16 protein-coding genes are annotated in these 20,016 nt (G+C 65.3%); 7 read left to right on the forward strand and 9 right to left on the reverse strand.

Annotated features, from left to right (window positions below; genetic code table 11):
- Positions 1-25: 25 nt before the first annotated feature.
- Positions 26-2,266, reverse strand: coding sequence for an RNA degradosome polyphosphate kinase (locus RT424_RS04840; RefSeq protein ID WP_313434842.1), 2,241 nt, complete (start codon positions 2,264-2,266; stop codon positions 26-28).
- Positions 2,267-2,373: 107 nt separating this feature from the next.
- Here RT424_RS04840 and RT424_RS04845 point away from each other — a divergent pair, with 107 nt between their 5' ends.
- A complete protein-coding gene (locus tag RT424_RS04845; protein ID WP_313434844.1) occupies positions 2,374-2,649 on the forward strand; it encodes a DUF1294 domain-containing protein in 276 nt (91 codons plus the stop codon).
- A gap of 2 nt (positions 2,650-2,651) precedes the next feature.
- Here RT424_RS04845 and RT424_RS04850 read toward each other — a convergent pair whose 3' ends face one another.
- The 5 genes from RT424_RS04850 to RT424_RS04870 all read right to left on the reverse strand — a co-directional run bounded on the left by RT424_RS04850 (position 2,652) and on the right by RT424_RS04870 (position 8,308).
- Positions 2,652-4,205, reverse strand: coding sequence for a carboxylesterase family protein (locus RT424_RS04850; protein ID WP_313434846.1), 1,554 nt, complete (start codon positions 4,203-4,205; stop codon positions 2,652-2,654).
- Positions 4,206-4,350: 145 nt separating this feature from the next.
- Positions 4,351-5,361 (reverse strand): sugar kinase, encoded by a 1,011-nt coding sequence (locus tag RT424_RS04855; protein WP_313434848.1) that lies wholly within the window; start codon positions 5,359-5,361, stop codon positions 4,351-4,353.
- A 14-nt stretch (positions 5,362-5,375) separates the two neighbouring features.
- Complete coding sequence (gene kduD / locus RT424_RS04860) at positions 5,376-6,131, reverse strand: 2-dehydro-3-deoxy-D-gluconate 5-dehydrogenase KduD (RefSeq protein ID WP_313434850.1); 756 nt, start codon at positions 6,129-6,131, stop codon at positions 5,376-5,378.
- Positions 6,132-6,311: 180 nt separating this feature from the next.
- A complete protein-coding gene (gene kduI, locus RT424_RS04865) occupies positions 6,312-7,148 on the reverse strand; it encodes a 5-dehydro-4-deoxy-D-glucuronate isomerase (protein ID WP_313434852.1) in 837 nt (278 codons plus the stop codon).
- A 125-nt stretch (positions 7,149-7,273) separates the two neighbouring features.
- Positions 7,274-8,308, reverse strand: a complete 1,035-nt coding sequence (locus RT424_RS04870; protein ID WP_313434854.1) for a LacI family DNA-binding transcriptional regulator — start codon at positions 8,306-8,308, stop codon at positions 7,274-7,276.
- Positions 8,309-8,664: 356 nt separating this feature from the next.
- Here RT424_RS04870 and RT424_RS04875 point away from each other — a divergent pair, with 356 nt between their 5' ends.
- Positions 8,665-9,483 carry a 2-keto-4-pentenoate hydratase gene (locus RT424_RS04875; protein WP_313434856.1) on the forward strand — a complete coding sequence of 273 codons (819 nt, stop codon included), beginning with the start codon at positions 8,665-8,667 and terminating at the stop codon, positions 9,481-9,483.
- A 56-nt stretch (positions 9,484-9,539) separates the two neighbouring features.
- Positions 9,540-10,841 (forward strand): MFS transporter, encoded by a 1,302-nt coding sequence (locus tag RT424_RS04880; protein WP_313434858.1) that lies wholly within the window; start codon positions 9,540-9,542, stop codon positions 10,839-10,841.
- A 196-nt stretch (positions 10,842-11,037) separates the two neighbouring features.
- Here RT424_RS04880 and RT424_RS04885 read toward each other — a convergent pair whose 3' ends face one another.
- A complete protein-coding gene (locus RT424_RS04885; RefSeq protein WP_313434860.1) occupies positions 11,038-12,315 on the reverse strand; it encodes a cytochrome P450 in 1,278 nt (425 codons plus the stop codon).
- A 181-nt stretch (positions 12,316-12,496) separates the two neighbouring features.
- Between RT424_RS04885 and RT424_RS04890 the strand changes: the two genes are divergently transcribed.
- Complete coding sequence (locus RT424_RS04890; protein ID WP_313434862.1) at positions 12,497-13,765, forward strand: amidohydrolase family protein; 1,269 nt, start codon at positions 12,497-12,499, stop codon at positions 13,763-13,765.
- 32 nt (positions 13,766-13,797) lie between these two features.
- Here the strand turns inward: RT424_RS04890 and RT424_RS04895 are convergent, their stop codons facing one another.
- Positions 13,798-14,499: an extensin family protein gene (locus RT424_RS04895; protein WP_313434864.1), complete on the reverse strand. Its 702-nt coding sequence runs from the start codon at positions 14,497-14,499 to the stop codon at positions 13,798-13,800.
- Between the two features lie 271 nt (positions 14,500-14,770).
- Between RT424_RS04895 and RT424_RS04900 the strand changes: the two genes are divergently transcribed.
- On the forward strand, positions 14,771-15,904 hold the full coding sequence (locus RT424_RS04900) for a phosphoserine transaminase (RefSeq protein WP_313434866.1): 1,134 nt from the start codon (positions 14,771-14,773) through the stop codon (positions 15,902-15,904).
- 128 nt (positions 15,905-16,032) lie between these two features.
- Complete coding sequence (serA, locus tag RT424_RS04905; protein WP_313434868.1) at positions 16,033-17,619, forward strand: phosphoglycerate dehydrogenase; 1,587 nt, start codon at positions 16,033-16,035, stop codon at positions 17,617-17,619.
- 120 nt (positions 17,620-17,739) lie between these two features.
- On the opposite strand, the gene RT424_RS04910 is transcribed toward serA, so the two are convergent.
- Positions 17,740-18,480 (reverse strand): EF-hand domain-containing protein, encoded by a 741-nt coding sequence (locus RT424_RS04910; protein ID WP_313434870.1) that lies wholly within the window; start codon positions 18,478-18,480, stop codon positions 17,740-17,742.
- A 276-nt stretch (positions 18,481-18,756) separates the two neighbouring features.
- Here RT424_RS04910 and RT424_RS04915 point away from each other — a divergent pair, with 276 nt between their 5' ends.
- The gene (locus RT424_RS04915; protein ID WP_313434872.1) at positions 18,757-19,881 is read left to right on the forward strand and encodes an ATP phosphoribosyltransferase regulatory subunit; all 1,125 of its coding nucleotides are present in this window, start codon (positions 18,757-18,759) and stop codon (positions 19,879-19,881) included.
- Positions 19,882-20,016 lie beyond the last annotated feature (135 nt).

Here is a 20,016-nt window from a genome sequence, read left to right on the forward strand (position 1 = left end):
GAGCGGGCAGCCTGCGCCCCCTATGTCAGATGTTGCCGCGCCTTAGCGAGAGCTTTGGCACCTTTCGTCCACTGGCAAGCGACGCGCCGCGTCCCGAAAGCGACGGGTTGGTCATGAAATAGCGGTGCAGATTGAAGGGGTTGTCCACTTCTCCGATACGATCGTAGCTGCCGTCCGGATGGCATATCCACGACTGTTCGGTGTCCAGCAGATTGGCCAGCATGACCTGGTCCAGCACCTGATCGTGCACGGTCTTGTTGGTGATCGGCACCATCACCTCGACGCGGCGATCGAGGTTGCGGCTCATCGCGTCGGCCGAAGTGATGTAGACCTTGGCGCGGCGGTTGGGCAGTTCCTCACCGTTGGCGAAGGCCCAGATGCGGCAGTGTTCGAGGAAGCGGCCGATGATCGACTTGACCGCGATGTTTTCCGAAAGCCCCTCGATCCCCGGCCGCAGGCAGCAGATGCCGCGCACCACCAGGTCGATGTCCACGCCCGCCCGGCTGGCGGCATAGAGGCGGTCGATCAGATCGGGATCGGTAAGCGAATTGAGCTTGGCCCAGATCGCGGCGGGCTTGCCCTTGCGGGCGTTCTCGATCTCTCCGTCGATACCTTCATAGATCGTCGATCGCAGCGAGATCGGGGAGATCGACAGGCATTCCGTTACTTTGGGTTCGACGTAGCCGGTGATGAAGTTGAACAGCCGGCCAACGTCGCGTCCGATCGCCGGATCGGCGGTGAAATACGACAGGTCGGTGTAGATGCGCGCGGTGATCGGGTGGTAATTGCCCGTGCCGAAGTGGCAGTAAGTGCGGTAGCTCTCGCCTTCGCGGCGCACGATCATCGAGGTCTTCGCGTGGGTCTTCCAGTCCACGAAGCCGTAGATCACCTGAACGCCGGCGCGTTCGAGCTGGCTGGCCCAGAGCAGGTTCTGCTCCTCGTCGAAGCGGGCTTTCAGCTCGACCACGGCCGTCACCGACTTGCCCTGTTCGGCGGCGTAGATCAGCGCGGAGATGATCGCGGACTGCTTGCCGGCGCGGTAGAGCGTCTGCTTGATCGCGATCACGTCGGGGTCTCGCGCGGCCTGGCGCAGGAAGTCGATCACCACCTCGAAGCTTTCGTAAGGGTGCTGGACGACGATGTCCTTCTCGCGGATGGCGGCGAAGATGTCGCCGTCATGCTCCAGAATGCGTTCGGGGTAGCGCGGCGTGTAGGGCTCGAACTTGAGTTCGGGGCGATCCTCGTCGCAGATCGCGGAAAGCCCGGAGAAGCCGATCAGGCCCTCCGTCTTCATGATCAGCGCCTTGTCCAGGCCCAGCTGGTTGCGCAGCAGCTCCTCCGCCGAGGGATCGAAGGCGCCCTGAAGCTGGAGCACGATGACCAGGCCGCGACGGCGCCGCTGGATCGCGGTGCGGTAATAGCGCACCAGGTCTTCGGCATCTTCCTCGATCTCGATGTCGCTGTCGCGCAGGATGCGGAACACGCCGTGGCCGTTGACCCGGAAGCCGGGGAACAGTTCGTCCGCGTTGCGGCAGATCAGGTCCTCGATCGAGATCCAGGCCGCTTCCTCGCCGGCGATCCGCACGAAGCGCGGCAGCGGGGCGGGGATGAGAACCATCTCCATGACCGGCGCATCGTCGGCCAGGCGGGTCAGCGCGAAGAGCACGCCGATGCCCTGGTTCGCCACGAAGGGGAACGGGTGCGCGGGGTCGATCGCCTGCGGGGTGATCACCGGCATGACGTGTTCGAGGAAATAATTGCGCAGCCAGGCCTCGCGATCGCCGTCCAGCCGCTCATCGCCCACTACGCGAATGCCGGCGCCGGCCAGCTCGACCTTGAGATCCTTCCAGATTTCCTGTTGGACCTGTTCGAGCTGGAACACTTTTTCATGTGTGGAGGCGATCGCCTGCGAGGGGGTGAGGCCGTCGATCGAGATTTCCTCGATCTGGCGGCGCACCTGCCCGGCAAGGCCGGCGACGCGCACCATCAGGAACTCGTCGATGTTGCTGCCGGAGATCGACAGGAAACGGAGCCGTTCGAGCAGCGGGTAGTTCGGATTGGTGGCTTCCGCGAGAACCCGCTCGTTGAAGGCGAGCCAACTCAGCTCGCGGTTGAAGAACCGCGCGGGCTGGGTGGAAAGATCTTCGACCGGGCCGGAACCCTGTTCTTCGGTGGTTTCGCGCCGGTTGGGTGTTTCGCTAACGTCCAGCATATCCTCGGTCTTCACACCTGCCTCATCGTAAGCTTCGCCCTTGCACGGCATCATGACAGCTTGGCTGCAATAGGGCCAGTCTCCTGTCCGCGCGTTAGCATTACGCGGTGACATCCACGGTAGACGGGCGGGCGCGCACCTGAGATGGGCGCGGCATGGACATGTCCGCGCTGCTCGCCCTCTATCTCGGCATCGTCAACGCCGCCGCCTTCTTCGCCATGGCTTTCGACAAGGGCCGGGCGATGGCGGGCGGGCGGCGCGTGCCGGAGCGACGGTTGCTGGCTTTCGCGGCGGCGGGCGGCTCGCCCGGCGCACTGCTGGCCCGGCATGTCCTGCGGCACAAGACCCGCAAGCAGCCCTTCGTCAATCGGCTCCGCGCGATCGTGGCGGTGCAGGCGGCAGGGCTTGGCGTGCTGGTCTGGGTGCTGCTGCGCTGAAATCAGCTGCCGGGCTGGACGTAGGGCGCCTTGGCCCAGAGTTCGCGCTGCCAGCCGCGCGGGTCGTTCTCCATCCGGATGTGGTTGCCGAACACCATTGTTGCGCGGGAAGGCAGGGCGTAGTTCGTCCAGTCTGCCAGTCCGGGCTTTCCGGTCTTCGCCAGCCCGGTGAAGGCGCTCATCATCGCCTTGCTCAGCGCCCGTGCTCCGGTATCCGTGCCCGAGAAGCTGCCCGGCGCGTCGAGCGTGCCGAAGACATAGGGAATGTCGTCGGTATGCGCCGCACCGCGCAGGGGATCGACGGGCGAGGGCCGTTCGAGCTGGTAGACCCAGGTAGCTGCTTCCCCGGCTTTCGCCCGCGCGTCGGCCTCGATCACTTGCCCCGGCCATGATCGGCCCGCCGTGGTGGCCGCATAGAACACCTGCTCCACGCTCCAGCCGGGCTCGCGGGTGCGGTACTGGTCGACGACCCATTGCGGGTCGAGGTCGATCTTGATTTCCCGCCCCATGCGCTCCGCCAGGTTGCTCCAGTCCAGGCCCTTGAGCTTGCTGCCGCGTGGATCGAGGAAGGCGCGGGTTTCCTCGCGCGTGTTGCCGAGGATCATCGGCACCGAAAGCGACTGCGGCGCAGTGTCCGGCCAGAACGGGTGGCGCGGCAGGTTGGTCATGTCGAGCACCGGCCCGAAGTAGACCGGCCCGCTGCCCATTACCGGATCGGTGGCGGCCAGCCCCTCGACCAGACGCGCGACGGGCATCGTGCGCAGGCTTTCGACATCGCCGGGCGCCAGCTTGAGGGCGCGCATCAGTGCCTGCGTGCGTTCCCAGGCGTGCATCGGGCCACTCGCTTGCACCTGCTGCCCGCTCATCGTGGCGGCGGCGTGGAACAGCCCCTTCGCGGCAGGCATGGCCATGAGCGTGGCGATCTTGGCGCCGCCGCCGGACTGGCCGAAGACCATCACCCGCGCCGGATCGCCGCCGAACGCGGCGATGTGGTCCCGCACCCATCGCAAGGCAAGGATCAGGTCTAGCTGGCCCAGGTTGCCGCTGTCCGCATAGCGGTTGCCGAAAGGCTTGAGCCAGGCATAGCCCAGCGCGTTGAGACGGTGATTGACGGTGACCACCACCACGTCGCCCTGAGCGGCCAGTCTTGCCCCGTGGGTGAGCGGATCGGTGACCGAGCCGGTCGTATAGGCGCCGCCGTGGAAGTAGACCATGACCGCGCGCTTTGCCGCCGGGTTCGCTTCGGGCGTCCAGACGTTGAGGAAGAGGCAGTCTTCCGACTGCGGCTCGCTGTCGAGGCCGCGCTGGGGGCAGATCGGGCCGAAGGCGCGTGCCTGCGCGTCGGGGCCGGTCCAGGGCTCGGCCACGGCAGGGGCAAAGCGTTCGGCGCGGCCGTAGCGGATGCCTTTGAAGGCGAGCACGCCTTGGTCGGTAAGGCCGCGGTAGCGGCCGACCATCGGGGCCGAGGGGGACCGCGCGAGGATGGGGGTGGGCGTGGCCGCGAGGATCGCGGCGGATTTCACGAAGGTACGGCGCGTCAGGCTTGTAGCTGTCATGCGGTTCCTCTCCCCCGGATCGTCGTCCCGGACTTGATCCGGGACCGCTGTCAGTTCTTTAGGCGCCAGTCTGCGGACAAGGCGCGGCTAGGGCAGCGGTCCCGGATCAAGTCCGGGACGACGTATTTCTGCAATGCTTCCACCCTCAACGCCGCACATCGCCCCCGGCGATCGAGAACGCTTCCAGTTCCGCCTTGCCGATCAAGCTCATGTCGCCATGCAGCGAGTGCTTGAGCACCGTGTAGGCCAGCCCCGCATCGGCCATGGCCGACAGGTCCGCTCCTTCCAGCCACTTGTGCAGCACGCCCGCGGCGAAAGCGTCTCCGGTGCCGATGCGATCGACGATCCCGGTTACCTCGGCCTCGGCGGTCTGCACGGCATGATCGCGGCCGTCGATGCGGGCGGCGATGCGGTGATGGCCCGCGTTGACCACATGGCGGGCCGTCGAGGCAATGACCTGGAGGTTGGGGAAGGCAGCGAAGGCGGCTTCGGCGGCCTCACGGCGGCGGTCCTCGCCGTCGCCGGAAAAGGCCTTGCCGAGCAGCAGCGAGATATCGCGATGGTTGCCGATCATCACCGTGGCGGCGGACACCAGTTCGGTCAGGATCTCGCGCGGGTTGCTGTCCCAGCTTTCCCAGAGCAGCGCGCGGTAATTGCCGTCGAAGCAGATCGGCACGTCCGCTTCCTGCGCGGCGCGCACGGCAGCCTTGGCCAGAGCCACCCCGCCCGGCCCGAGCGCGGGCGTGATGCCCGAAAGGTGCAGCAGCCGTGCGCCGTGCAGCGCGGCGGCGAAGTCGAAATCCTGCACGGAGGACTGGGCAAAGGCGCTGCCAGCGCGGTCGTAAGTGATCGCGGAAGGCCGCAGCCCGGCACCGGTTTCCAGGAAGTAGAGCCCCATGCGCCCCGGTCCGGTGGTCACGCCGGAAAGGCCGACCCCCGCCGCGCCGAGCGCCGCGCGGGCCTTGTCGCCCAGCGGGTTGGCCGGCAGACGCGTGACCATGCGGACCTCATGGCCCAGCGAAGCGAGGCCCGAGGCGACGTTGGCTTCCGCGCCGCCCACCACCATGTCGAGCGAATCCGACTGCACCACCAGACGCGCGTCATGAGTGGCGAAACGGATCAGAACTTCACCGAAGCAGGTAACGTGACCGGTCATGTAATCGATTTTCCTCAGCGTGCGAGCCAACCGCCATCCACGGCGAGGACGTGTCCTGTCACATAGTCGGAGGCCGGGGAAGCCAGGAATACGGCGGCGCCGGCAATATCCTTGGGATCGCCCCAGCGGCCGGTGGGGATGCGCTCCAGGATCTGACGGTTGCGCGTCTCGTCGCCTTGCAGCGCGGCGGTGTTGTTGGTGGAGATATAGCCCGGCGCGATGGCGTTGACCTGCACGCCCCTGGGGGCCAGCTCGTTGGCCATGGCCTTGGTCACCCCGCCCACGCCCGACTTCGCCGCCGCATAGCTGGGCACGCGAATGCCGCCCTGGAAGGTGAGCAGCGAGGCGATGTTGACGATCTTGCCCGCACCGCGCTCGGTCATGCCCTTCGCCGCCGCCTGGCTAAGGAAGAACAGCGTCTTGAGGTTGGTGTCGATCACTGCGTCCCAGTCCGCTTCGGAGAACTGGAGCAGGTCGTCGCGGCGGATGATCCCGGCATTGTTGACGAGGATGTCGACTTTGCCGAGCCCGGCCACCGCCTCGTCGATCACCCGGCCGACGGGTTCGATGGAGGAGAGGTCGGCCCTGATGTTCACGCACTTGCGGCCGGTCGCCTCGATCAGCGCGATCGTCTCGGCCGGTTCGCTGCGGCCGGCGAGCGCCACGTCCGCGCCCGCTTCGGCGAGTGCCACGGCGATGGCCTGACCGATCCCGGTATTGGCGCCCGTCACGAGCGCGGCCTTGCCTTCAAGGCTGAAGGAAATCGCCATAGGTCTAGTCCTGTCCCAATCTTGTCGCTGGTTCGGGCATTGCCTGAACCCTACTTCGTTCCCCGCCTCGTCATTGCGAGCAGAGCGAAGCAATCCAGGGGCGGTTTGCGCGGCTCTGGATTGCTTCGTCGCTGCGCTCCTCGCAATGACGATGCCGAGGGGAGGGCCCGTCGCCCTGCCTTACTGAAGCTGGCAGATATCCAGCACGTTCATGTCGGTATAGTCGAGGTTTTCCCCGCCCATGGCCCAGATGAAGGCGTACTTCTTGGTGCCCGAACCCATGTGGATCGACCACGGCGGGCTGATCACTGCCTCTTCGTTGGCGATCACGATGTGGCGCATCTGGTCGGGCTCGCCCATGTAGTGGAAGATGCGGTCGTTCTCTTCGGGCAGGTCGAAGTAGAGGTAGATCTCGCTGCGGCGGTCGTGGAGGTGCGGCGGCATGGTGTTCCACACCGAGCCTTCTTCCAGCACGGTAAGGCCGAGCAGTAGCTGCGCGCTCTCGCAGACGCCGGGAATGACGAGCTGGTAGATCGTGCGCTGGTTCGAGTTGGCGAGGTCGCCGCGGGCCAGCGGATTGGCCTGCTCCAGAGTGATGTGCTTGATCGGCAGCGCCTTGTGGGCGGGAACCGAGGCGATGTAGAACCGGGCGGTCTCACCCTCGAAGATCACCTCGCCCGAGCCCATCGGCACGTAGAGGCATTCCTTGTTCTTCATCTCGAAGCGCTGGCCGTCCACCGTGATCGCGCCGGGGCCGCCGATGTTGACGATGCCCGCTTCGCGGCGTTCGAGGAAGGGATGGCCCTCGGCGCTCTTGGGCTCGGTCTGCGCGGGCAGCTTGAGCGGTCCCTGCGAAGGCACCGCGCCGCCGATCACGAAGCGCTCGTTGTGCGAGTAATTGAGGCTGACCTTGCCGTCCTCGAACATGCCGCCGACCAGGTAGCGGTCACGCAGTTCCTCGTTGGAGACGCACTCCATCATGTCCGGATGGGTGGCGTGGTAGGTCTTGCAGAACACGGGGGACTCTCCCTTTGGAATTCGGTTCCGTATGGTGGGACGTTATTACGCCTTGGGTCAAGTCTTATCCGGTTTAGGTAACCGGTGTCAATGTCATTGACCTTTTGATGCCGTCGGTTCCTCGGTCAGTTCCCTGAGGGCGGCGGCGCCACCGAGGCCCTGCGCACCAGATCGGACAGGAAGAGCGAGGGCTGGTCTGCGGCATGCGCGGGCTCGATCAGCTTGTGTGCGGCGGCCGTCGCCATCGGCACGATCGGCCAGCGGACGGTCGTCAGCGGGGGCCAGATATGCGCGGCGATGGCGGTATCGTCGAAGCCGATGATCGAGAGTTGTTCGGGCACGGAAATGCCCTTGGCCCGAGCGGCGTGGAGCACGCCCGCAGCCATCTCGTCGTTGCTCGAGAAGATCGCCGTGGGCCGAGGGTCGGCCGAAAGCAATCGTTCCCCGGCGGCCAGGCCCGATTCGAAACGGTAATTGCCGCGCGTCGCCAGTCGAGGGTCCAGCTTCAGCCCGGCGGAGGCAAGCCCGTCGATAAAGCCGAGTTCCCGTTCGTGCGCCGAGCGAAAACCCTCCGGCCCGGCGATGAAGCCGATCCGGCGGTGGCCCAGCGTGGTTAGCCAGGACACCGCTTCCTTCACCGCGTGGCGGTCGTTCGAGGCGACGAGGTGGCGGTCGTCGTCAAGCCGGGCCGAACCCATGCGCACGAGAGTGCAGCCCAATTCCCGGCAGACCGCCGCCAGCCCGTCGTTTTCGGAGATCGGCGGCAGCAGCAGGACGCCATAGAGGCGCTGCTGGTCGATGAAGCGGCGGATATCTTCCAGCATCGTCGGCGAATGGCGGTCTACCGGCCGCACGACCAAGGCGAACTCGGTATCGCGGATGGCTTCGAGGATGCCTTCCTGAACCCCCAGCACCATCTGCGCATTGGGGTTGTCGTGGATCAGGCCGATCAGGAAATTGCGGCGCAGGGCAAGCGCGCGCGCTTGCGGATTGGGCACGTAGCCGATTTCGGCAATCACCGACTCGACTTTTTCGCGGGTGGCCTGACCGAGCAGGGGCGACTTGTTGATCACGCGGCTGACGGTTTTCTTGGATACGCCTGAAAGGCGCGCGACATCGTTGATCGTCGGCTTGCTGTCGCGTCTGGTTTCGTCCGCCATTCTGGCCCCTTTTGGCGCGCGCTAAACGATTGCGCCCGAGATGATCCGGGTCGCTTGCCTTTATGCGCGGGCAAAGGCAAGATGACACCGGTTTCCAGCGCTTGGAAGTCCTGAATTTCTTCCCAACTCCGGCCCGACGATCTTCGTCGAAACCATCGCTCTTGATCTCTCATCGAGGACCGGCCGGAATCTTCGCGGGTCGGATGGCGGGGATTGGTCGTCCTGCTGAAAACCTCCACTGAAAACCGGGCGTAATACCTCCCAAAACCACGTTGCAGAATCAACGCCGCCGCTTTTGATTTGCCAATGACACCGGTTTCCTTTAACCGAACCAGCACGATAACGAAGGGATGGGGATGAGTTCCAGCGAACAGGCTTTCCACGAACAGGCCGGCACGGTGGCCGAGGCCTTCGTGGCCGCGCGACGCGAAAAGCGAGCATTGACGGCTTATCCCGGCGAGGCGCCTGCCGATCTCGCCGCAGCTTATCACATCCAGGATCTGGCCATCGCGCTGGATGGCCGTGAGGTTGCCGGGTGGAAAGTGGGCCGGATCAATGCGCCCCTCGATGAGCGCCTCGGTGCCGACCGTCTGGCCGGTCCGATCTTTGCGGACAGCGTGGTCGCGGCAGGCTTGGGCGAAACGCCTGAGATGCCGGTCTTCGCCCAAGGATTTGCAGCCGGAGAAGCGGAGTTCCTGCTGCACGTCGCTGCCGGGTGGGACGGCGTGGTGCCGCAGGACGATGCCGCTACCCGCAAAGTGCTCGATGCCGTTCATATCGGTATCGAGGTCGCCAGTTCGCCTTATCCCGGCATCAATGCCGATGGGCCGCCGGTGACCATCTCGGACTTCGGCAACAATGCCGGCATGGTGATCGGTTCGGTCTTGCAGGGCTGGGAAAGCGCGGATTTCAACGCGATTTCCGTCCGCTTCGAGATCGACGGCGCCGAGATCGCATCGGCCACCACGGCGACGATGCTGGACGGTCCGCTCGGCGCGGTGCGCTTCCTGCTGGCGAACCTTTCCTCACGCGGGATCGACTGCGCCGGTGGCACCTGGGTTTCCACCGGGGCCGTAACCGGGGTCCATCCGGTGGTGCCGGGCCAGACGGTGCTGGCGCATTTCGAAGGACATGGCAGCATCGGCTGCAAGATCGCGGCGGCAGTGCCCGCCTGAGCATGGATCTACCGGCAGGCCCGAAAACGGTGCCGCCGAAACGGGAGTAGGGTCACATGAACGCAGGGGCCGGGGAATATACTGGCGAAAAGATCGAAGGGACGGGCATCCACCCGACCGCAGGCCGCTATCGCTGGGTCGTCGTCGCGCTGCTTTTCGCGGCGACGGCGATCAACTACGTAGACCGGCAAATGATCGGCGTCCTCAAGCCCACGCTGGAAGCCGAGTTCCACTGGACCGAATCCGATTTCGCGGAAATCGTGTTCTGGTTCCAACTGGCCTATGCCATCGGCTATCTTTCCTTCGGCAAAGTGGTGGACGTGCTGGGCGCGCGGATCGGCTATGCCGTGGCACTCGTCATCTGGACGATAAGCCACATGGCTCACGGCTTCGCCAGCGGCGTGACCTCCTTCGCCATGGCGCGCTTTGGCCTGGGCATAGGCGAATCGGGCAACTTCCCTGCCGGCATCCGCGCCGTTACCGACTGGTTCCCGCAGAAGGAACGCGCCTTCGCGATCGGCCTGTTCAACGCGGGCGCCAATGTCGGCGCCATCCTGACGCCGCTGATCGTGCCGCTGCTGGTGCTGTGGTTCGACTGGCGCATGGCCTTCTTCGTGACCGGAATTTTCGGCATCGTCTGGCTTGGCGCCTGGTGGGCGATGTATCGCCACCCCACCGAACATCCTCGGGTGACGCGCGGCGAACTGGCCTGGATCCAGCAGGGTCCGGCTGACCCGGTGGAAAAGATCGGTTGGGCGCGCCTGCTCACCGTCAGGGAAACCTGGGCCTTCGCCCTCGGCAAGTTCCTGATCGACCCGATCTGGTGGTTCTTCCTGTTCTGGCTGCCGGGCTACCTGTTCGAGCGCTACGACCTGGATCTGAAGACCTTCGGCCTGCCGCTCGCCGGGATTTACCTCATCTCCGACCTTGGCAGCGTGGGCGGCGGCTGGCTTTCCTCGAAGCTCATCAAGGCGGGCAAGACCCCCAACTTCGCCCGCAAGATCACGATGCTGATCTGCGCCGTCTGCGTCCTGCCCATCTGGTTCGCCCAGAGCATCGACAGCGTGTGGTCGGCGGTGCTCGTCATCGGCCTTGCGACGGCGGCGCACCAGGCGTTCTCCGCCAACCTCTACACACTGCCGTCCGACGTCTTCCCGCGCGGAGCGGTGGGTTCCGTGGTCGGCATCGGCGGCACCGTGGGCGCGTTCGGCGGCATGGGCATGGCGCTTTTCGCGGGGTACATCCTCGATACGACGCATAGCTACGAGGTGCTCTTCGCGATTTGCGCGAGCGCCTATCTCGTGGCGTTGGCGGTGGTGCACCTGTTGAGTCCGAAGTTGGCTCCGGCCAGAGTTTAGGGAGAGGGGAAGTCCTGGGGGATGATCCCCCAGACCTTCGGAATGTCGGCGTTGCGCGCTACCTAGGCGTAGCGCGCTCCCTGCGGCGCAGCCATTATGTCTTCCGACGCGGCCATGGGCGCTCGACGCTGTCGGTCCGCCTGACCTGGACAGTAATGGGGGTGCAGGGGGGCTATGCTCCCCTGCTTTTCCTTTCCTACTTCACGTCCCAGACGATCGGCAGATTGCGGATCGAGAGCAGTCCCGGAAATACCGTCGTATCCGCTCCAGGCTTGACCCGGAATGCCGGAATGCGCGCGAACCACTGCTCCAGCAGCACGCGCAACTCGCGCCGGGCGAGATGCGCGCCGAGACAGATGTGCACTCCGCCCACGAACGTGAAGTGCCGGTTCGCCTTGCGCTCGGGATCGAACGTGCGCGGATTTTCGAATCGCGCCGGGTCGAAGTTGCCGGAAGGGTTCAGGCAGGCGAAGGTATCGCCTTTCCGGATCTGGATGCCGTGCCACTCGAAATCCTTCTTCGCCGAGCGCGAGGACGAGAGGATCGGCTGGGTGCGGAGGAACTCCTCGACGGCCGAATTGATCAGTTCAGGCCTCTCGCGCAGCCGCTGCTGCAAGTCCGGCTGGAGCGCCAGGCGGCGGAACATCTGCGCGATGGTGGCCGCCACGGTGTCGAGTCCGCCGAGCCAGAGGAACCAGACCATGCCGATCTTCTCGTCCTCGGTCGGTGCGCGGCCTTCGATCTGGCCGTGGACGATGGCGGAGACGAGGTGCTCGTCCGGGTTGCGTTCTTTCTCGGCGATGAAGCCGCGCAGGAATTCCAGCACGCCCCGAAGGGCCGCCTGCATCTTTTCGAGGCTGCCGGAATGGAGGATGTCCCACTCCCAGTCGAGGAACTGCTCGAACTTCTCTTCGGGGAAGCCCATCAGGCCCATGAAGATCCGCACCGGATAGACCCGCGCGAAGTCCCAGGCCATGTCGACCTCTCCCTTGCGCTCGACCGCGCCGATCATCTCGTCCACCACCGTGCGGATGCGCGGTTCCAGGTCGCGGGTGATCCGCGCCGGGCTGAAGTAGGGCATCAGGTAGAGCCGGTATTTCTGATGGTCAGGCGGATCGATCGCGAGCGGGATCGATTTGAAGGTCTCCCCGATCAGTCGCTGGAATTCGGCGGTTCCTGCGTTGGAGAAGTGTTCGTTGTCGGTATAGACGCGCTCGATGTCCTCGTAGTGGCTGACGACCCAGGAGCCGCGCCGGTTGCCGCTGATCGCGCCGAGCCCGTGCATCGAGGGCGGGTTGAACAGCAGGCGGGGAATGTCTTCGCCCGACAGCCAGCCGCAGGGCTCGTAAGGGTCGACCAGGTCGTTGGGCGTGGAGCCCATGGCGAATCCCAGATCGACGATGCGGTCCTTCGGCACGTTGTCCGGCGCATCGAAGTCCACGCGGATATCGTCCAGCGTGCGCGTTTGTGGCATGATGTTCTCTCCCGAGGCTCTGGATGCCCCGGCATCGCCCCGGCGGCAAGGCACAGAGCGCTCGCGCCGCCCCGGCGGAGTGCCACATCGGTCATTCATCGTCTCGGCGTTGGGCTCCTCGATTGCCTGTAGCCCCCGAGGTTGCGACATGAGTCCCAATCATTCTTTTGGGAGACAGGCCATGGCAGATGGCGATGCTAAGGAAATGCAGGAGTCTGCACGCAAGTACTGGTCGGCGGAAGGCTACACCCAGGGCGGCGTGATCCGGGAAGTGGATTACGCCACGCAATCCGGTGGGCTCGACCCCTCGCTGGAGGGTATCAAGATCGTCGATACCGACACGCACCTCAGCGAACCGCCGACGCTGTTTACCGATCGCGCGCCGATCGGCCTGAAAGACAAGATGCCCTATGTGAAGCGCGACGCCGACGGCGTCGATCGCTGGTACATCGGCGATCGCAACTGCGGTTCGCTGGGCGGCAACGTGATCCGCAAGGACAACAACAAGCTGCTCGGCCGCCTGGCGTTCCCCACCCTTGAGGAAGCGCATCCGGGTGGGCACGAGATCGCCCCGCGCCTCCAGGCGATGGACGACATGGGCGTCTACGCGCAGATCTGCTTCCAGAACTCGGGCATTACCCAGGCGGGGATGCTGATGACCTTGGGTGACGACGATCTGGCCGTCACCATCATGAAACTGTTCAACGATTTCAACGCGGACTATCAGCGCGATTCCGGAGAGCGCCTGTTCCCGATGGCCCACCTGCCGTTCTGGAACAAGGCGGAGATGGAGAAGGAAGCCCGCCGCTGCATCGACATGGGCCTGCGCGGCTTCGTGCTGCCCGACACGCCTGAGCGCGTCGGCGTGCCCAGCTTCAACCACGAATACTGGACGCCGTTCCTGGAGATGATCGACGCGGAAGGCATCTCGCTTAACTTCCACCTCAATGCCGCGATCGACCCCAACACGCTGACCTGGGAAGGCTTTGCCTTCGAACAGACCCTGTCGGTGGTGGCGACGATGTTCTCCATCGGCAACGCGGCCACTCTGGGCAACTGGATGGTCTCCGGCCGGCTAGACCGTCACCCGAACCTCAAGATCGGCCTGATCGAAAGCGGCATGGGTTGGGTGCCTTTCGCGGTGGAAGCGCTGGAGCACCAGTTCCAGGAAATGCTGCCCAGCAAGCGCAACGTGCTGAAGAAGCAGCCCTGGGACTACTTCCGCGACCACTTCATGTGCACCTTCTGGTTCGAGAAGATCGCGCCGAAGCTGCTGCTGGAAACGATCGGCGTTGGCAACGTCATGTTCGAAACCGACTTCCCGCACCCCACCTCGCTCTATCCGGGCGTGCAGGAGCACATCAAGAACGTGCTCGGCGGATACGACTATGCGGTGAAAAAGAAGGTCCTTCAGGACAACGCGGTGCGCTTCTACAAGCTGCCGTTCTGATCAAATCGATAGGGGGAGTCTCTGGGCTCCCCCTATCGGCAGAACTTCGCGCCGTCTGCTTCCAGGTGGAAGTGGTTCCTGTGCGCTTCGTTATAGTCTGGGCCGAGCGTCGTGCCGAAGCGTTTGCAGGCGCTGTCGTGGACGACGCGCAGGAAGCGGCGTTCGGCGGGAGTGCCGTTGCTCCAGTCATCCAGAACGGAGATGCGCCGTCCGTCCGCCAGCACGAAACCGGACACGTCGATGGCATTTGCCGTGGCATGGCCGGACCGGCGCGCCGTGCCCGCGACATTGCGGCAATTGTAGCTGCCGTAAGTTTCGATGCTCAGGATGCGGCTGCCGAGGATCTGCTGCGCCGCACGGTCCACACCGTAGCGCGCCCAGGCCGCGAAGGGGGTTGCCGTCGTGCAGGTTACCGGGCCGAGATTGGTGACGGAAACCGTTGCGCTGTCGGTATTGAGCGCCGAAAGCTTGACGGTGCCGAGGGTGGAACAGCCGTTTCCGTAGTATCGGTCGGTCACCGGCGTGAACACGGCGTTCTGCGCGCCGAGCGTGGCCATGCACTGGCGCAATTCGCGGGAGGGCGGCGGGGCGGCCGGGCGCGATTGGGCGGAAGGACGCGCGCCGCGTCCGCGCGAATGTTCCGGCCGATCGATGCAGCCGTTCAGGACGGCGATCAGGGGCAGGGCCAGCAGCAGGGGCCGCAGCCTTCGGGGTGGTAACAGGCGGGACTTCATCATCCGGCTCAAGCATCCGGGCCTTGGGTGAACCGAAGCTTACCCAGCCACTGTCGGCGCCGGAATCGCGGGAAGCAAGTTTTCCACCGAATAAAGAAATCGCGCAATTCCGCGTCCTCCGCGCAGTGAACCGCCGCAAAACGACGAATTGGAGAAACGATCTGGCGCAAGCGGCCGGAGAATCGTTTGACAAATTTCCCGACCTCTTTAGACGCGGCTCCGGGCCACGCGGTCCCAACGCCGCGCGTGCTCTCTGTAAGGAGAGTCAGAAATGACTGATGTAATTAGCGTACCCGCGCGCAAACCTGCGCGTCCGCACTTCTCTTCCGGTCCCTGCGCCAAGCCGCCCGGATATGCCCCCGAAAAGCTGAACACCGAAGCCCTCGGCCGCTCGCACCGCGCCAAGATCGGCAAGACGCGCCTTGCGTATTGCATCGATCTGATGCGCGAAGTTCTGCAGCTGCCCGACACGCATCGTATCGGTATCGTCCCCGGTTCGGACACCGGCGCCTTCGAGATGGCCATGTGGACCATGCTCGGCGCCCGCGGCGTGACCGCGCTGGCCTGGGAAAGCTTCGGTGAGGGCTGGGTTACCGACGCCGTCAAGCAGCTCAAGCTGGAACCCACCGTGTTCCGCGCCGACTACGGCCAGCTGCCCGACCTCGACAAGATCGACTGGTCCGACGACGTGCTCTTCACCTGGAACGGCACCACTTCGGGCGTGCGCGTTCCGGATGCCAACTGGATCCCGGCCGACCGCGAGGGCCTGTCCTTCGCAGACGCCACTTCGGCGGTCTTCGCCTACGACATCGACTGGTCCAAGATCGACGTTGCCACCTTCTCCTGGCAGAAGGTTCTGGGCGGCGAGGGCGGCCACGGCGTCCTGATCCTCGGCCCCCGCGCGGTCGAGCGCCTTGAGAACTACACCCCGGCCTGGCCGCTTCCCAAGGTGTTCCGCCTTGTGTCGAAGGGCAAGCTGGCAGAGGGCGTGTTCAAGGGCGAAACCATCAACACCCCTTCGATGCTCGCCGTCGAGGACGCGATCTTCGCTCTGGAATGGGCCAAGGGTCTGGGCGGTCTCGAAGGTCTGAAGGCCCGTTCGAACGCCAATGCCCACGCGCTGGACAAGATCGTCGCCGAGCGTGACTGGCTCTCGCACCTCGCGGTGGACAGCGGCACCCGCTCCAAGACCTCGGTCTGCCTCTCCGTCGAAGGCGCCGATGCAGACTTCATCAAGAAGTTTGCAGCCCTCCTCGAAAAGGAAGGCGCGGCTTACGACGTCGCCGGATACCGCGATGCCCCTCCGGGCCTGCGCATCTGGTGCGGCGCGACCGTGGACACGGCCGACGTCGAGGCGCTGGGACCGTGGCTCGACTGGGCCTACGCCACCGTCAAGGCCGGCTGAACCATTCCACGTCGTCCCGGACTCGATCCGGGACCGCTGGCGGAGCCCACCCACGTATCGGCGAAGCTCCGCCAAGACTTCCACCGATCCCGGATCAGGTCCGGGATGACGAGTGAAGGAATAATTCCATGACCAAGCCCCGCGTCCTCATTTCGGACAAGATGGACCCCAATGCCGCCCGTATCTTCGAGATCCGCGGCTGCGACGTAGACGTCATCACCGGCGAAACCCCCGAACAACTGATCGCCCGCATCGGCGATTATGACGGCCTCGCGATCCGTTCGTCGACCAAGGTCACCAAGGAAATCCTCGCCGCCGCGAAGAACCTGAAGGTGATCGGCCGCGCCGGTATCGGCGTCGACAACGTCGACATCCCGGCCGCTTCGGCGCAGGGCGTCGTGGTGATGAACACGCCGTTCGGCAACTCGATCACCACCGCCGAACACGCCATCGCCATGATCTTCGCGCTGGCTCGCCAGATTCCCGAAGCCAATGCCCAGACCCAGCAGGGCCTGTGGCCGAAGAACGGCTTCATGGGCGTCGAAGTCACCGGCAAGACGCTGGGCCTGATCGGCGCCGGCAACATCGGCTCGATCGTCGCCAGCCGCGCGCTGGGCCTGAAGATGAAGGTCGTCGCCTTCGACCCGTTCCTCACCCCCGAACGCGCCGTCGAAATGGGCGTGGAGAAGGCCGATCTCGACACCCTGCTCGACAAGGCGGACTTCATCACGCTGCACACGCCGCTGACCGACCAGACCCGCAACATCCTCTCGGCCGAGAACCTGGCCAAGACCAAGAAGGGCGTGCGCATCGTCAACTGCGCCCGAGGCGGCTTGATCGACGAAGCCGCGCTGAAGACCATGCTCGACAACGGCCATGTCGCCGGTGCCGCGCTCGACGTGTTCCAGACCGAGCCCGCCAAGGACTCGCCCCTGTTCGGCACGCCGAACTTCATCTGCACCCCGCACCTCGGCGCATCGACCACCGAAGCCCAGGTCAACGTGGCGCTCCAGGTTGCCGAGCAGCTGGCTGACTTCCTGGTCAACGGCGGCGTCACCAACGCGCTCAACATGCCCTCGCTCTCGGCCGAGGAAGCGCCGAAGCTGAAGCCCTATATGAAGCTGGCCGAAATGCTGGGTTCGATGGTCGGCCAGCTGACCCGCGACTCGGTTCCCCGCATCTCGATCCACGTTGAGGGCGCGGCTGCCGAACTGAACCAGAAGCCGATCACCGCCGCCGTGCTCGCCGGCTTCATGCGCGTTCAGTCGGACACGGTGAACATGGTCAACGCGCCGTTCCTCGCCAAGGAGCGCGGCCTTGAAGTGCGCGAAGTGAAGACCGAGCGCGAAGGCGACTACCACACGCTGATCCGCGTCTCGGTGAAGACCGAGGCGGGCGAGCGTTCGGTGGCGGGCACGCTGTTCAACAACCGCGAGCCGCGTCTGGTCGAGATGTTCGGCATCAAGGTCGAAGCGGAACTCGCCGGTGACATGATGTACATCGTCAACGAGGACGCGCCGGGCTTCATCGGCCGCATCGGCACCCTGCTGGGCGAGAACGCGATCAACATCGGCACCTTCAACCTCGGTCGCCGCGACACCGGCGGTGAAGCCGTGCTGCTGCTCTCGGTCGACAACGCCGTGTCGGAAGACGTGCTCAAGGCGGCGACTTCGCTTCCGGGCGTGAAGACGGTCAAGGCGCTCAAGTTCGTCTGATAACGGCGGATTACAGCTCCCAACGGAAGGGGCCGGTATCTTCGGGTGCCGGCCCCTTTTTTCTTTCTCTGGGTGGTGGATCTTCGACAAGCTCAGGGTGAGCGGGCTGCGGGAGCGTTCCTACTGCGCCGAAGGCGGCGGGCCCATCGGGCGCATGCCGCCGCGGCCGGGCATTCCTTCGCGTCCGCCGTTCTTCGGGCGCAGTTCCTGCATGGAGAGATAGCCGTCCTTGTCGGCATCGGCGGCGTCGAACCTGGCGTCTTCGTAGGCGAGCAGTTCCTCCAGCGAGACGCCGGCGTCGTAGTTGGTGTTGGCCTTGGCGATGAGCGTGCCGGAGATCGGCTCGATCAGGTCGGCCAGCATGCGGTCGTCGTCATCCCGGCCGAAATCGGGGGCGATCACTTCCAGGACCTGACCGCTGCGATCGCCCAGCGCCCCGCGTTCGTCCGAGGCGACCGAGCCCATCTGCTGCTGCCAGACGGTGAATTCGGCCGCAGAGATGGTGCCGTCGCCATTGGCGTCGACTTTGGCGAAGCGGGCCTTGATCGCGGCGTCGCGCCGGGCGTTCACGAGGGCGTGGAATTCGTCGAGAGTCACCAGTCCGTCGCGGTTGCTGTCGGCATCGCGGAACAGGGCGGTGACGATCTTGTCGTAGTGCGCGCGGGAGATCGGCTTGGGCATGCGGGGCTTGCCGCCGCCGCCTGTTCCTCCTTTCGGAGGGCCGCCGCCACCCGGGCCGCCCATGCCGCCGCCTCCCATTCCGCCTCCTCCCATGCCTCCCATGTCGCCGCCGCCCATCTGGGCATGGGCGGGCGTCTGGAGCAGCAGAAGGGGCAGTAGAAGCAGGGAAATCTTGCGCATGGACCTCGACCGTTGTTCGCAGGGCAGGGCGCAAGGCGGCCGAACTCGATTACGAGCGGGGTGCATGCCTGACGGTCCGGCCCATGCAGGGAATGGGCTGTAACTGGATGTGTCGTCCCGCCAGACGATCCGGGCGGAATAGCCTTATGCGCGGCGCTTGTTGACAGGAAATTTCACGCAAATTGTCGCAGGCTTTCGCTTTCAGGCGACAGATGCGTAGCGGAGGGCAGGTGTCATTCGACATTTCCCGCCCTTGCGGTTAAGGGCGCCACCATCATGCAGGACAACGACCGCGATCTCTTGCCCGAAGGACTGGGCGACCGTCTTCCTCAGCAGGCCTGGGCCTCGCAGCAGGTGCGCCGCATGGCGCATGACGTGCTGGCGAGCCACGGCTACGAACGCGTCGAAACGCCGCTGATAGAGTTCGAGAAGGCCCTCGCGCACCGCATGGCGGGCGTGCAGGTGCGGCGCATGTTCCGCTTCGTCGATCCGGTGTCCATGCGGATGCTGGCGCTGCGCTCGGACATGACCGCGCAAATCGCGCGCATAGCGGCCACCGGCCTTGCCGAAGCGCCGCGTCCGCTGCGGCTGTCCTATTCCGGGCAGGTCTGTACCATCAAGGGCGACGGCCTCGACCCGCGCCGCGAGCGGCTCCAGCTTGGCGCCGAGCTGATCGGTACCGATTCGGTGGCTGCCGCCGCCGAGATCGTCGAACTGGCGATCGAGGCTCTGCGCGCGGCCGGCGCCACCGGGATTTCGGTGGACTTCACCCTGCCGGACCTCGTCGATACGCTCAGCGTGGAAGCCCTGCCGCTGCCGGAAGCCGGTATCGAAGCGGTGCGCCAGATGCTGGACGCCAAGGACGCGGGCGGGCTGGTCGACGTGGGCGGCGAGGGCTACCTGCCGCTGCTCTACGCGGTCGGTCCTTTCGCCAGCGCGATCGAGCGCCTTGCGGCTTTCGAATGCGGAGGCGCGCTGGCCAGCCGGATCGCCGGCCTGCGAGAAATCGCCGCGCGCGTCGGTGACAAGGCCCGCATCACGCTCGACCCCTCGGAACGTCACGGTTTCGAGTATCAGTCGTGGTTCGGCTTCACGATCTACGCAGAGGGTATTTCCGGCAGCCTGGGGCGCGGCGGCACCTATCGCATCCTCGGCCAGACCGGCCATCATCCCGAATCGGCCACCGGCTTCTCGCTCTATCCCGACCCGCTGGTGGATCTGCTGGCCGCCGAGCCCCAGGCCCAGCGCAAGCTGTTCCTGCCGCTGGGGCACGATCCGCGCGTGGCGGGGCAGCAGCGCGCGATCGGGTGGATCACGGTGGCGGCGCTTTCAGAAAGCGACGATCCGATCGCGCTGGGCTGTTCGCACAGGCTGGAGGGCGGCGAGGCCGTCGCGCTGTGATCCGCTAGCGGGGGTAGCGCAACATCGTCGTCCCGGACTTGATCCGGGATCGCGGGCAGTACTTTATGCGATAGCTCGCGCAGAAGCGCCCAGCCGCGAGGCGGGTCGTTCACGGCCAGCGGTCCCGGATCAAGT

This window comes from Novosphingobium sp., assembly GCF_032093395.1.
GTDB lineage: Bacteria > Pseudomonadota > Alphaproteobacteria > Sphingomonadales > Sphingomonadaceae > Novosphingobium.